General features: G+C 62.4%; 11 protein-coding genes. 8 read left to right on the plus strand and 3 right to left on the minus strand.

The genetic code is table 11. The features are described 5' to 3' along the window. The first annotated feature begins 129 nt into the window (after window positions 1–129). The 6 genes from sciP (at window position 130) to IE095_RS00620 (ending at window position 7,832) form a co-directional block, all read left to right on the plus strand. Window positions 130–408, plus strand: coding sequence for a CtrA inhibitor SciP (gene sciP, locus IE095_RS00595; protein WP_189409464.1), 279 nt, complete (start codon window positions 130–132; stop codon window positions 406–408). Between the two features lie 94 nt (window positions 409–502). Next, complete coding sequence (gene ctrA / locus IE095_RS00600) at window positions 503–1,216, plus strand: response regulator transcription factor CtrA (RefSeq protein WP_189409466.1); 714 nt, start codon at window positions 503–505, stop codon at window positions 1,214–1,216. Between the two features lie 66 nt (window positions 1,217–1,282). Beyond that, a complete protein-coding gene (ligA, locus tag IE095_RS00605) occupies window positions 1,283–3,400 on the plus strand; it encodes an NAD-dependent DNA ligase LigA (RefSeq protein WP_189409468.1) in 2,118 nt (705 codons plus the stop codon). Further along, entirely contained in the window at window positions 3,397–5,484 is a 2,088-nt protein-coding gene (gene recG / locus IE095_RS00610; RefSeq protein WP_189409469.1) for an ATP-dependent DNA helicase RecG, read from the plus strand. Before ligA ends, recG begins: the two co-directional genes overlap by 4 nt. Before the next feature lie 44 nt (window positions 5,485–5,528). Further along, entirely contained in the window at window positions 5,529–6,572 is a 1,044-nt protein-coding gene (locus tag IE095_RS00615; protein WP_189409471.1) for a KamA family radical SAM protein, read from the plus strand. 30 nt (window positions 6,573–6,602) lie between these two features. Then, entirely contained in the window at window positions 6,603–7,832 is a 1,230-nt protein-coding gene (locus tag IE095_RS00620) for a lytic murein transglycosylase (protein ID WP_189409472.1), read from the plus strand. On the opposite strand, the gene rocF is transcribed toward IE095_RS00620, so the two are convergent. After that, window positions 7,829–8,755: an arginase gene (gene rocF / locus IE095_RS00625; protein ID WP_189409473.1), complete on the minus strand. Its 927-nt coding sequence runs from the start codon at window positions 8,753–8,755 to the stop codon at window positions 7,829–7,831. The two genes, IE095_RS00620 and rocF, sit on opposite strands and share 4 nt — an antisense overlap. A 119-nt stretch (window positions 8,756–8,874) precedes the next feature. Between rocF and IE095_RS00630 the strand changes: the two genes are divergently transcribed. Further along, window positions 8,875–10,842 (plus strand): heme lyase CcmF/NrfE family subunit, encoded by a 1,968-nt coding sequence (locus tag IE095_RS00630; RefSeq protein ID WP_189410109.1) that lies wholly within the window; start codon window positions 8,875–8,877, stop codon window positions 10,840–10,842. After that, a complete protein-coding gene (locus tag IE095_RS00635) occupies window positions 10,839–11,285 on the plus strand; it encodes a cytochrome c-type biogenesis protein (RefSeq protein ID WP_189409474.1) in 447 nt (148 codons plus the stop codon). The genes IE095_RS00630 and IE095_RS00635 overlap by 4 nt, the downstream gene beginning before the upstream one ends. Here IE095_RS00635 and ilvN read toward each other — a convergent pair. Beyond that, on the minus strand, window positions 11,282–11,842 hold the full coding sequence (ilvN, locus tag IE095_RS00640) for an acetolactate synthase small subunit (RefSeq protein WP_189409478.1): 561 nt from the start codon (window positions 11,840–11,842) through the stop codon (window positions 11,282–11,284). The two genes, IE095_RS00635 and ilvN, sit on opposite strands and share 4 nt — an antisense overlap. 64 nt (window positions 11,843–11,906) lie before the next feature. Beyond that, window positions 11,907–13,682: an acetolactate synthase 3 large subunit gene (locus IE095_RS00645; protein WP_229804379.1), complete on the minus strand. Its 1,776-nt coding sequence runs from the start codon at window positions 13,680–13,682 to the stop codon at window positions 11,907–11,909. Window positions 13,683–13,871: the final 189 nt, after the last annotated feature.

The raw sequence follows: 13,871 nt of genomic DNA on the forward strand, positions 1-13,871 counted from the left end.
TTGTCCGGGGGAAGCGTTGTTTCGTTCTGAATATATGAAAATCCTATCTACTCTCAACCCCCGGCCTTCACCACTGGTTAAGCGTGATCGTGCATGGTCGCACAGACGAACGGCGAAAAGGGTTGGATCATGTTCCTGAAGAAAGTCGATGGCCCCCGGCAGATTGTCCTTCCGGACGGCAGCCGCCTTAGCCGCGCCGACCTGCCGCCAGCCGATACCCGGCGCTGGGTGGCCAGCCGAAAGGCGGTGGTGGTCAAGGCGGTGATATACGGCCTGATTCCGGAATCTGAGGCTTTGCAACGCTATGCCCTATCGGCTGAGGAGTTCGCGCTTTGGCGCGGTGCCGTGGAAACGCATGGTGTGCAGGCCTTGAAAGTGACGGCCATTCAGAAATTTCGTCAGCCCTAGATTGTTTTTTGTCGAGCATATGCCACAGTAACGGGTAATTAACCAATGGGCGGCATGGTGAAACCAGCTTAACCCTTGGGGACGAGGAAACCCGATGCGTATTTTGTTGGTGGAAGATGATCCTGCAACCTCGCGCAGCATTGAATTGATGCTGACCCACGCGAACCTGAACGTCTATTGCACTGATCTGGGCGAAGACGGAATCGATCTTGCAAAGCTTTATGACTATGACTTGATCCTGCTGGATTTGAACCTGCCGGATATGAGCGGGCATGAAGTGTTGCGCCAACTGCGCCAGTCGCGGATCGACACCCCGATTCTGATTCTGACCGGTTCAGACGATACGGAAAACAAGATCAAAGGCTTTGGTTTTGGCGCAGACGACTATCTGACCAAACCCTTCCATCGTGAGGAATTGGTGGCCCGCATCCACGCCATCATCCGCCGCTCCAAGGGCCATGCCCAATCGGTGATCCGCACGGGCCAAGTGAACGTGAATCTGGATGCCAAGACGGTGGATGTCGAAGGCAAGCCCGTGCATGTGACCGGCAAAGAATATCAGATGCTGGAACTGCTTTCCTTGCGCAAGGGCACCACGCTGACCAAGGAAATGTTTCTGAACCATCTTTACGGCGGCATGGATGAGCCGGAACTAAAGATCATCGACGTCTTCATCTGCAAGCTGCGCAAGAAACTGGCCGAGGCAACAGGGGGCCAGAACTACATCGAAACCGTCTGGGGCCGCGGCTATGTACTGCGCGATCCGGCGGCGATGGATATGCCGCGCCGCCTGGCGGCCACAGCCTGACCCTTAGCCAGACTTTACCATTGCCTCGCCCCTGCCTAAACCTGTGAACAGGCGATGGGGGCGGGCATGACGATTCCGGTGGATGAATTGACGGCAGAACGGGCGCGGCAAGAACTGGCCGCGCTGGCCGAGCAAATCGCAAAGGCGAACGCTGCCTACCATACGCTGGACGCGCCGGAAATCTCGGATGCGGATTACGATGCGCTGAAACGGCGGAATGCCGAAATTGAAGCGCGTTTTCCAAGCCTGAAACGGCCCGACAGCCCGAGCGATCAGGTGGGGGCCACTGTGGCCGAAGGCTTTGGCAAGGTGACGCATCGCGTCGCCATGCTGAGCCTTGAGAATGGATTTGCGGATGACGACGTGACCGATTTTGAGGATCGGGTTTGCAAATACCTGAACCTGCGCGGCCCCTTGACCTACACGGCTGAACCCAAGATTGATGGCCTGTCGCTTTCCCTGCGCTACGAGGGCGGCCACTTGGTCAAGGCCGCGACGCGGGGCGATGGAGAGGTGGGTGAAGATGTCACCGCAAACGCCCGAACAATAAACGATATTCCGAGGGCTTTGATCGGCGCTCCGCAGGTGCTGGAAGTGCGGGGCGAGGTCTATATGTCGCATGCCGACTTCGCCGCGCTGAACGAACGGCAGGCCAAGGCTGGGGAAAAGACCTTTGCCAACCCGCGCAACGGCGCGGCAGGTTCCTTACGGCAGTTGGACAGCAGTATCACGGCCAGCCGTCCGCTGCGGTTCTTTGCCTATACCTGGGGTGAGCTTTCAGAACCTTTGAGCGATACACAAATAGGTGCAATCAACCGTTTGAAAGATCTGGGTTTTCAAACAAACCCACTGACGGTTTTGTGTGACGGCCCCGAGGCGCTGTTGGCCCATTATCGCCGCATCGAAAGCCAACGTGCGACGCTCGGCTATGATATCGACGGTGTGGTCTATAAGGTGAACGATCTGGCGCTTCAGAACCGTCTGGGCTTTCGTTCGTCCACGCCTCGCTGGGCCATGGCGCACAAGTTTCCGGCGGAATTGGCTTGGACGCGGCTGCTCTCCATCGACATTCAGGTGGGTCGCACGGGTGCGCTTTCCCCGGTCGCGCGGCTGCAACCCGTGACGGTGGGGGGCGTGGTCGTATCGAATGCGACCCTGCACAACGAAGACTACATCGCCGGCCGCGACAGCAAGGGCGGCTTGATCCGCGAGGGCAAGGACATTCGGGTGGGCGATTGGGTGCAGGTCTACCGGGCGGGCGATGTGATCCCAAAGGTGGCCGATGTCGATCTGGCGCAAAGGCCCGCCGTGTCGACGCCTTGGATCATGCCCGACATCTGCCCCGAATGCGGCAGTCCGGCTGTGCGTGAGGAAGGGGATTCGGTTCGTCGCTGCACTGGCGGGCTGATTTGCCCGGCGCAGGGGGTGGAGCGCCTGAAACATTTCGTCAGCCGCCATGCCTTCGATATCGAGGGGCTGGGCGCGAAACAGGTGGAGATGTTCTACAAGGACGACCATCTGCCCATCAAAACCCCCGCCGACATCTTTACTCTGGCGCAAAGGGATGCTGCCAATCCTTTGCAAAAGCTGAAGAATCGCGATGGGTTTGGGGACAAGTCCACCACCAACCTTTTTGCCGCGATTGAGGCGAAACGAAGCATCCCGCTGGCGCGGCTGATCTTTGCGCTGGGAATCCGGCATGTGGGGGAAAGCACGGCAGGGCTTTTGGCGCAGCATTACGGCAGTTGGGCGGCGTTTGAGGCGGGGATGACCCATGCCAAGGTCGGTGAGGGGGCGGAATGGGCGGAGCTGACCGCGATTGATGGGGTCGGCGCGGTGCTGGCGGCCTCGGTTGTGCAGACCTTCCAGAATGATCGGGAAAGGGCCGCGATTGACGCTTTGGTGGCGCATCTGGACGTGCAAGATGCGGTGCGGCGGGTGATCCGCGACAATCCGGTGGCCGGCAAGACGGTGGTATTCACCGGCAGCTTGGAAAAGATGACGCGGGCCGAGGCGAAGGCGCGGGCAGAAGCCTTGGGGGCCAAGGTGGCGGGGTCGGTCAGCGCGAAGACGGACCTGCTGGTGGCGGGGCCGGGGGCGGGGTCAAAGGCGAAAGAGGCGGCGAAGCTGGGGATCGAGACGATTGATGAAGACGCCTGGCTTGCGCTGATCGGTCAGGCATGACGCGGCCGGAAATCCTGTTCCCCCTGTTCGCGGGTTTGGAAACGCTGGAGGGCGTGGGGGAAAAGACGGCCAGGGCTTTTGCCGGGCTGGGGGTCGAGCGGCCGAAGGATCTGCTTTATCTGCTGCCCCATTCCGGGGTGGATCGGAGCCGGAAATCATCTGTCCGCGAGGTGAACCTGCCGGGGGTGGTGACGGTGGAGGTGACAGTGGGCGGGCATTTCCCGCCGCGCACGAAGGGGCGGCCGTATCGGGTGATGGTGCGGGATTCCTTGCTGGAGTTTCAGCTGGTCTTTTTCCACGCGCGGGGGGATTACCTGACGAAATTATTGCCGACGGGGCAGAAGAGGGTGGTTTCGGGGCGGGTGGAGCTGTTCGATGGGGTGGCCCAGATGACCCACCCCGATCATGTTTTGCGGATCGAAGAGGCGGGGGAGTTGCCGGGCTATGAGCCGGTCTATCCGCTGACTGCCGGGGTCACGCAAAAGGTGGTCGCGAAGGCGGCGGCGGGGGCTTTGGCGCGGGCCCCGGAGCTGGCGGAATGGATCGATGGGCCTTTGAAGGCCCGGGAGGGGTGGCCGGATTGGAAGGCCGCCGTCAAGGCGGCGCATGGGCCGAGGGGGGCCGAGGATCTGGCCGCGACCGCGCCGGCAAGGGCGAGGCTGGCCTATGATGAACTTTTTGCCCATCAATTGACCCTTGCCTTGGCCCGCGCGACGGCGCGGCGGGGCAAGGGACGGGAGAGTCATTTCACGCGTGAAAAGCAAGATAAGGTTCTGAAAAGTCTGACATATTCGAAAACTGGAGCGCAAATTCGCGCGCTGGACGAGATTGCCGCCGACATGGCTAGCCCCCTGCGGATGAACCGGCTTTTGCAGGGCGATGTGGGGGCGGGAAAGACTTTGGTGGCCTTTCTGGCCTGTCTGATCGCGGTCGAGGCGGGCGGGCAAGCCGCGATGATGGCCCCCACGGAAATTCTGGCGCGGCAGCATCTGGAAAGCCTGACCCCGATGGCCGAGGCAGCGGGGATAAGGCTGGAAATTCTGACTGGCCGCGACAAGGGGGTGGAACGGGCGGCGAAGCTGGCTGATCTAGCCGAAGGGCGGATTGATGTTTTGCTGGGCACCCATGCCCTGTTCCAGAAAGACGTGCATTTCCATGATCTTCGGTTGGCCGTGGTGGATGAACAGCACCGCTTTGGCGTGGCCCAGCGAATGGAGTTGGGCGCCAAGGGCGGGGCGGCGGATGTGTTGGTGATGACGGCGACGCCCATTCCACGGTCGCTGGCGCTGGCGAGTTATGGCGATATGGACGTGTCGGTGCTCGATGAAAAACCGCCGGGGCGTAAGCCCGTGAAGACGGCGCTGGTTTCCACGGGCCGACTGGACGAGGTGGTGGATCATCTGCGCCGCGCGGTCGCCGAGGGGCGGCAGGCCTATTGGGTTTGCCCCTTGGTCGAGGAAAGCGAAGTCGTGGACTATGCCAGCGCCGTGGCACGGTTTGAATCGCTGCGCGCGGCCTTGGGTGAGGGTGTCGTGGGCTTGGTGCATGGCCAGATGCCGCCTGCCGAAAAAGACGCGGCGATGGCGGCTTTTGTGGCAGGGCGGACCTCGGTTCTGGTGGCGACAACGGTGATCGAGGTGGGGGTGAATGTGCCCAATGCGTCGATTATGGTGGTGGAACGGGCGGAAATCTTTGGGCTGGCGCAGTTGCACCAGTTGCGGGGGCGCGTGGGTCGCGGTTCGGCGGAGTCGACCTGTTTGTTGATGTTTCAGGCCCCCTTGAGCGAGTCCGGTCGGCGACGGCTGGAAATGCTGCGCGACAGTGAGGATGGTTTCCGCATTGCCGAGGAAGATTTGGCGATGCGTGGGGCGGGCGATCTGATCGGCACGGCGCAATCCGGCTTGCCCCGTTTCAAGGTGGCGGATCTTGAAAGGCAAACGGGCCTGATGGCCTTGGCGCAGTCTGATGCGCGAGCATTGTTGGCGGTTGATCCGGCTTTGACGAGCGAGAGGGGCAAGGCGGCACGGGTTTTGCTGTGGCTGCTGGATCAGGACCGGGCGTTGCGTTTGATGGGGGTGGGATGAATTGGGGCTCTGCCCCAAACCCCGAGGTATTTTTGGCAAGATGAATGGGCTTGAGTGAGTCTTTGGCAAAGCGTAAAGGCCGCGCCATGAACATCGCCCATCACCAAGATCTGGCCGAAACCACGGGCTTTCCTTTGCGGGTCAGCGCGGCCATGGCGGCGCGTTTGGATATGCCCGGCGTGGCGGCGCAGTTTTTGCCGGATGGGCGGGAACTGGTGGTTAGTGATCTGGCGCTGGTCGATCCGATTGGCGATGAGGTGCATAGCCCGGTGAAGGGTCTGACGCACCGTTATCCGGATCGGGTGATCCTGCGGGCGACGCTTACCTGTGCCGTGCATTGCCGTTTTTGTTTCCGGCGCGAAGTGGTGGGGGATGCCGGGCCTTTGGCCGAGGCCGACCTTGCGGCGGCGCTGGATTATGTGGCGGCGCGGCCTGCAATTCGCGAAGTGATCCTGACGGGGGGCGATCCCTTGATGCTTTCCGAGCGGCGGATCATTGGGTTGCTGGAACGGATTGCGGCGATCCCGCATGTCGATCTGATCCGCCTGCACAGCCGGATTCCGGTGGTTTCCCCGGAACGGATTACGCCCGCGCTGGTCAAGGCGATGGATCTGCGGCCTGCGGTCTGGATGGTGCTGCATGTGAACCATGCGGATGAGATTGGGGTCGAGGCTGAGGGCGCTTTGGCGCGGCTGGTCAAGGGCGGGGTACCCGTGCTGTCGCAATCGGTGCTGTTGCGGGGGGCGAATGATGCCCCTGAAATCTTGGAAGCCTTGTTCCGTAAGCTGCTGATGTTGCGGGTAAAACCTTACTATCTGCATCACGCCGATCTGGTGCGGGGGGGCGAGCATTTCCGCACCACGATTGCCGAGGGGCAAGCGATCATGGCCGCCCTGCGGGGCAAGATTAGCGGCACGGCGCTGCCGCAGTATGTGATCGACCTGCCGGGGGGGCATGGGAAAGTGCCCTTGGGGCCGGATTATCTGGCGGCGGGGCCAAAGGGCCATCGCATCCGCGATCCGCAAGGGGTTTGGCATGATTACGCCGACCCGGATCGGGGGCTGTTGCGGGCGGTAAAGTCCGGCTAGAACATCGGGGTGAATGAACGGAGAAGCCCCATGTCCCTGAACCGCCGCGTGTTTTCCCTGTCTGTGATGGGCAGTCTTTTGTCGGCCTGTGTGGGCGGCGGGGGGCGTGCGCCGGTGGTGCGGTCCAGCGGGGCGGCGTCGTTTCCGCCGCAAGCGAATGCGGCGTTTGATGCCTGGCTGGCGACGTTCCGCGACAGCAAGGGTGCGGGCTTTTCCTCGGGCACGCAGGCGCAGTTGATGCAGGCGCAATTCCTGCCGGGGGTGATTGAACGCGACCGGAACCAGACCGAATTCACCCGGACGACCGAGGATTATCTGGCGATTGCAACGTCGCCCGAGCGGATGTCGATTGGGGCGGGTGCAGTGCGGCAGTATCGCGGGGTGCTGGACGAGGTGGAAGGGCGCTATGGCGTGCCGTGGAATGTGGTGGCCGCCGTCTGGGGCTTGGAAAGCATGTTCGGGACGCGGCGGGGGGATGTGCCTGTGGTGTCGGCGCTGGCGACCCTGGCCTTTGACGGGCGGCGGGGGGCGTTCTTTGAAAGCCAGTTGGTGGCGGCGCTGAAGATTCTGGAAAACGGGGATGTTCGGGTTGGCGGCATGACCGGCAGTTGGGCGGGGGCGATGGGGCATACGCAGTTCATCCCGACGTCTTATCTGGCCTATGCCGTCGATTTCCGGGGCGATGGGCGGCGGGACATCTGGGGGGATGATCCGACGGATGGTTTGGCCTCCACCGGTGCTTATTTGAGCAAATCGGGTTGGCAACGGGGCTTGCCTTGGGGGATGGAAGTGTCTTTGCCGAGCGGTTTTGATACGGGGCTGGCGGGACGTGGCAAGGGTAAGTCGGCGGCGGATTGGAACGCCTATGGCGTGACGCGGGCCGGTGGAGGGGCGCTGCCTGCGGGCGGGTCGATTTTGCTGCCGGCGGGGACGCAGGGGCCGGCGTTTTTGCTGACGCAGAATTTCAATGTGATCCTGCGGTATAACAACGCGGAAAACTATGCGTTGGGGGTGGGGCATCTGTCGGACCGTCTGGCGGGGGCTGGGCCTTTGCGGGGGGCTTTCCCGCCGGATGCGACAGGGATGACCTTGGCGGACCGTCAGGCCTTGCAGCAAAAGCTGACGGCGGCGGGTTTTGATGCGGGGGGCAGCGATGGGGTGATCGGGCCGAAAACGCGCGAGGCGATTGCGGCGGCGGAACGGGCCTTGGGGATGCCGGTGACGGGGGAGCCGTCGCTGGCGCTTCTGCGGCGGCTTTAGCCACCACGGGTGGGGCGGTCGAAGACCTTTTTGCCCATGAGGCTGGCGACAAGATCGACCATAAGACGCGCCGTGCGGCTGCGTTCATCGAGGGCGGGGTTGAGTTCGACAAGGTCGAGCGAGGTGACAAGGCCGGATTCGTGGAGGAGCTCCATCACCAGATGCGCCTCACGAAAGGTTGTGCCGCCGGGGACGGTGGTGCCGACAGCGGGGGCAATGGCGGGGTCAAGGAAATCGACGTCGAGGGAGACGTGGAGCATCCCCTGCAGGGCTTCGACCTGTTTCAGGAAGGTGCGAAGGGGGGCGACGATGCCCTGTTCATCGAGGACACGCATGTCGTTGATGGCGATGTCATGGCGCAAAAGGGCTGCGTGTTCGGCAGGATCGACGGAACGGATGCCGAAAAGGCAGATGCGCTCGGCGGGGATGGGTTGGGGGAAGGGGGGGAAGGCGTCAAAGCCGTCGCGGCCGGCGATATAGGCGACGGGGGTGCCATGGAGGTTGCCGCTGGTCGTCGTCATGGGCGTGTGGAAATCGGAATGGGCGTCGAGCCAGAGAAGGAACAGGGGGCGGGACTGGCGATGGGCATAGGCGGCGGCACCGGCGACGGAGCCAAGGGCCAAGGCATGATCGCCGCCGAGAATGATGGGCATTTGACCTGCGGAAAGCGAGTCATCGACGGCATCGCGCAGGGCGTCCGTCCAGCCCAAGATTTGCGGCAGAGAATGGACGGCGGGATTGGCGCAGGGGGCATCGGGCAGGTCGGTGGGCAGGGACAGATCGCCCAGATCGTCCACCTCATGCCCGAGTTCACCAATGGCCTCGGCCAGCCCGGCCACGCGATAGGCGGCGGGGCCCATGCGGCAGCCGGGGCGGCGTTGGCCTTCCTCAACCGGCGCTCCGATCAGAATGCAGCGGGCCATGGGTTCCTCCTGTCCTTTTTCGCCAGCTTGCCCCAGATCAAGGCGGCGTGACAGGGGCAAGTGAGACTTTCCCCGCGCGGCGGGCTGGCATAGGTTGGCGGCGCAAGGAAAGGTCGATGATGATTACCGAGCTTGGACATTTCGCGCTGGTTCTGGCGCTGGCCGTGGCGCTGGTACAGGCCGTCGTGCCCTTGGTGGGCGCGGCGCGGGGCTGGCGGGGCTGGATGGGTTTGGGCGATACGGCGGCCCTGTTGCAGGTTTTGCTGGTGGCCGTGGCCTTTGCGGCGCTGACCCATGCCTTCGTCACCTCCGATTTTTCGCTGGCTTTGGTGACGGGCAATTCGCATTCCGCCAAGCCGATGCTTTACAAGATCAGTGGCGTTTGGGGGAACCATGAGGGTTCTTTGCTGCTGTGGTCTTTGATCCTTGCCAGCTATGGCGCGGCGGTGGCCATATGGGGCGGTGGGTTGCCACCCACCCTACGGGCGCGGGTTTTGGCAGTGCAGGGGGCGATTGGGGTCGCTTTTCTGGCCTTTCTTCTGTTTACCTCGAACCCTTTTCTGCGCTTGGCCAATCCGCCCTTTGATGGGCAGGATTTGAACCCCTTGCTGCAAGACCCCGGTTTGGCCTTTCATCCGCCTTTCCTGTATCTGGGCTATGTTGGCCTGAGCATGGCCTTTTCCTTTGCCATCGCCGCACTGATTGGGGGCCGAGTCGATGCGGCTTGGGCGCGCTGGGTGCGGCCTTGGACTTTGGCCGCTTGGATATTCCTGACCATTGGTATCGCCATGGGGTCTTGGTGGGCCTATTACGAACTCGGCTGGGGTGGGTTCTGGTTTTGGGATCCGGTGGAAAATGCCAGCCTGATGCCTTGGCTTTTTGCCGCTGCCTTGTTGCATTCCGCAATTGTCGTGGAAAAGCGCGAAAGCCTGAAGGCCTGGACGATCCTTTTGGCCATTCTGGGTTTCGGCTTTTCGCTGATCGGCACGTTCATCGTACGGTCAGGCGTCATCACCTCGGTTCATGCTTTTGCCAATGATCCCGAACGCGGGGTGTTCATTCTGCTGATCCTTGCCGTCTTTGTCGGCGGCGGGCTGACCCTTTTCGCGGCGCGCGGCGCGGCCTTGCAGGCGAAGGGGGTTTTTGGGCTGGTCAGCCGGGAATCGGCTTTGGTGTTCAACAACCTGCTTTTGTCGGTAGCGGCTTTCGTGGTTTTCATCGGCACGATCTGGCCTTTGGTGGCGGAGCTGTTCTGGGACCGCAAACTTTCAGTCGGCGCACCCTTCTTTAACGCGGCCTTTACGCCCTTTATCGTGGCTTTGGCGGTGCTGTTGCCCTTGGGTGCGATGCTGGCGTGGAAGCGGGGCGATGTGCCGCGTGCCGGGCGGGCCTTGGTGCCGGTGCTGCTGTTATCGGCGGGCTTGGCGGCGCTGGCCTATTCCATGCAGACCCAACGTTCGGCGCTTGGTCCCATTGGTCTGGGGCTGGGGGCCTGGGTTGTCTTTGGTTCGCTGGCTGATCTGTGGGGCCGGACGGGGCGGCAGGGTTTTGGCGAGCGACTGGCCCGCATGACGCGGTTGCCGCGTGCCGATTGGGGCAAGGCCACCGCGCATATCGGTTTCGGCATCACTTTGTTTGCCGTGGCGGCGCTGCTGTCGTGGAAGGTCGAGGATATTCGCGTGGTGCAGCCGGGCGAAACCTTTCCTCTGGGACGTTATGACGTGACGCTGGTCCAGGTGCAGACGGATCTGCAAGGGCCGAACTATCTGGCGACGCAGGCCGAACTGCGGGTGACGCGGAACGGGCCACAGGTGACGACCCTGTTTCCGGAAAAGCGGGTCTATCCGGTGACGCGCATGCCAACGACCGAGGCGGCGATTGACTATGGTTTCTGGCGCGACCTGTATCTGGTGATCGGGGATCAGCAGGAAAACGGTGGCTGGACGGTGCGCAGCTACATCGAACCCTTTGCGAACTGGCTGTGGGCGGGATGCCTGATCATGGCTTTGGGCGGTGGCATCAGCCTGACCGACCGGCGCTATCGGCTGGCGGCGGGGGCGGCCAAGGCCAAGGCGGTGACAGCATGATCCGGGCTCTGTTGCTGCTTTTGGCGCTGGCCACGCCCGTATGGGCGGTAGAGCTGGATGAAATGCTGGCCGACCCGGCGCAAGAGGCACGGGCGCGGGACTTGTCGAAAGGGCTGCGCTGTCTGGTCTGCCGGAACGAGAATATTGACGACAGCCATGCCACGATTGCCCGCGACCTGCGGCTGTTCCTGCGCGAAAGGATCGCGGCGGGGGACACGGACGAACAGGCGATTGCCGCCATCGTAGCGCGATACGGTGAATATGTGCTGCTGAACCCGACGACCGGGGGCGCGAACATCCTGCTGTGGCTGGCGGGGCCGCTCTTGTTGCTGCTGGGCGGCGGGATTGCCGTGGCGACCCTGCGGCGGAGGGCGGTGGCAGCCGAGGTGACGGGCCTGAGCGAAGAGGAACAGGCCCGCCTAAGGGAATTGACGGGCGATTAGACGCCGCGGGGCAGGGCGGCGACGCCGGTGCGGGCGATGTCTTTCAGGCCCAAGGGGCGCATGAGATCGGCGAAGGCGTCGATCTTTTCCGGGGTGCCGGTCATTTCAAAGACGAAGGATTCCAGCGTCGAATCCACCACATTGGCGCGGAAGATTTCGGCCAGACGCAACGCTTCGATGCGGGCATCGCCCTTGCCGGCGACCTTGAGGAGGGCCAGTTCGCGTTGGACGGCGGGGCCTTCGACGGTGAGGTCATGCACCTCATAGACTGGGACCATACGGCCCAACTGGTTCTTGATCTGCTCGATCACCGCCGGGGTGCCGCGGGTGACCACGGTGATGCGGCTGCGGTGGCCGGCATGGTCGGTTTCGGCGACGGTAAGGCTGTCGATGTTGTAGCCACGGCCGGAGAAGAGGCCAATGACGCGGGCCAGAACACCGGGTTCGTTTTCGACAATGACGGCGAGGGTATGGCTTTCGATGACCGGCGCATTGGGATCGCGCAGATCATAAGCGGAATGGCTGGAAGCGCCACGTTTGATGTTGAGTGCGTTCATGACGCGCTCCTTTCCAAATTCCAGAATTGTTTTGGAAGAGGGGGCATTGCGGCCCCCTCGAGAATTACACGAGGACGGCCCCTTTGGAGCCAATCACGCCTTGGGTTTCGGCGTCGCCCAGCAGCATTTCGTTGTGGGGTTTGCCCGAGGGGATCATCGGGAAGCAGTTTTCGTGCTTTTCCACGCGGCAGTCAAAGATGACCGGGCCGTCATAGCGGATCATTTCCATAATCGCTTCGTCCAGGTCTTTCGGGTCGGTGCAGAGAATGCCCTTGCAGCCAAAGGCCTCGGCCAGTTTCACGAAATCTGGCAGGCTTTCCGACCACGAGGACGAATAGCGTTCGCCGTGCAGCAGTTCCTGCCACTGGCGGACCATGCCCAAACGTTCGTTGTTCAGGATGAACTGTTTGACGGGCGCACGGAATTGCATGGCGGTGCCCATTTCCTGCATGTTCATCAGCCAAGACGCCTCACCCGCCACGTTGATCACCAGCGATTCCGGATGGGCGATCTGCACGCCGATGGAGGCGGGCAGGCCATAGCCCATGGTGCCAAGGCCGCCCGAGGTCATCCAGCGGTGGGGTTCCTCGAACCCCAAGAACTGGGCGGCCCACATCTGGTGCTGGCCGACCTCGGTCGTGATATAGCGGTCCATGCCCTTGGTCAGGGCCTCAAGCCGTTCCAGCGCGTATTGCGGTTTGATCGTGGTGGTCGAGGGCTTGTAGCTGAGGCATTTCACCGCCCGCCATTCGTTGATCTGCGCCCACCATTTCGCCAAACCTTCGCGGTTCACTTTCGAACCACGGGCTTTCCACTGGCGCAAAGCCTCGGTCAGGGTTTCGGTCACGTCGCCGACGATGCCCACATCGACGCGGATCACCTTGTTGATGCTGGAGGGGTCAATATCCACATGCACCTTGCGCGAGCCGGGGCTGAAATCGGAAATCCGCCCGGTAATGCGGTCGTCAAAGCGGGCGCCGATGTTGATCATCAGGTCGCAGCCGTGCATGGCGAGGTTGGCCTCATACAGACCGTGCATTCCCAGCATCCCGAGCCAGTTCTTACCGCTGGCGGGATAGGCGCCCAGACCCATCAGGGTGGAGGTGATGGGGAAACCCGTCGCCTCGACAAATTCGCGCAGCAGGCGGCTGGCCTCGCGGCCCGAGTTGATCACGCCACCGCCGGTGTAGAACACCGGGCGTTCGGCGGTTTCCATCATTTCCACCATCCGGGCCACAGCCTCGGCATCGGGCGTGCGTTTGGGCGCGTAGTGGCCAGTCGCGGCGCTTTCCATCGGCGTATAGGCGGCGGTGGCGAATTGCACATCTTTGGGGATGTCGATGAGCACCGGGCCGGGACGGCCCGAGCGTGCCACATGGAAGGCCTTGTGAATGGTGCCCGCCAGTTGCGCCGTGTCTTTCACCAGCCAATTGTGCTTGGTGCAGGGGCGGGTGATGCCCACGGTATCTGCCTCTTGGAAACCATCGGTGCCAATCATGAAGGTCGGAACCTGACCGGACAGCACCACGATCGGAATGCTGTCGAGCAAAGCATCGGTCAGGCCGGTCACGGCATTGGTCGCACCGGGGCCAGAGGTCACCAAGGCCACGCCGACCTTGCCCGTTGAACGGGCATAGCCTTCGGCCATGTGCACGGCCCCCTGTTCGTGGCGCACCAGAACATGGCGGATGTCGTTTTGCTGAAAAATCTCATCATAGATCGGAAGAACGGCCCCGCCGGGATAGCCAAAGACGGTGTCAACGCCCTGATCCTTGAGCGCCTGCACCACCATGCGCGCCCCGGTCATCTGCATTGCTTCTGTTCCTGCATCCTTGGCCATCTTTTACTTCCTTCGGTCTGTCGGGCCTTGCCCGGTCTGTCGCGCAACAAAAAGCCCCCGGGGGTTAATCGGGGGCGCATGGGAACCTGATATGGTCAACCGTTACCGGCCCATGCGCCAATTCCTTACGATAAGTACGACGACCTGCATCGCAGCCCCCTGTTCTGACTGCGGGGAACCTAGGCGAGC

It is taken from the genome of Neogemmobacter tilapiae, assembly GCF_014652215.1.
Classification (GTDB): domain Bacteria; phylum Pseudomonadota; class Alphaproteobacteria; order Rhodobacterales; family Rhodobacteraceae; genus Neogemmobacter; species Neogemmobacter tilapiae.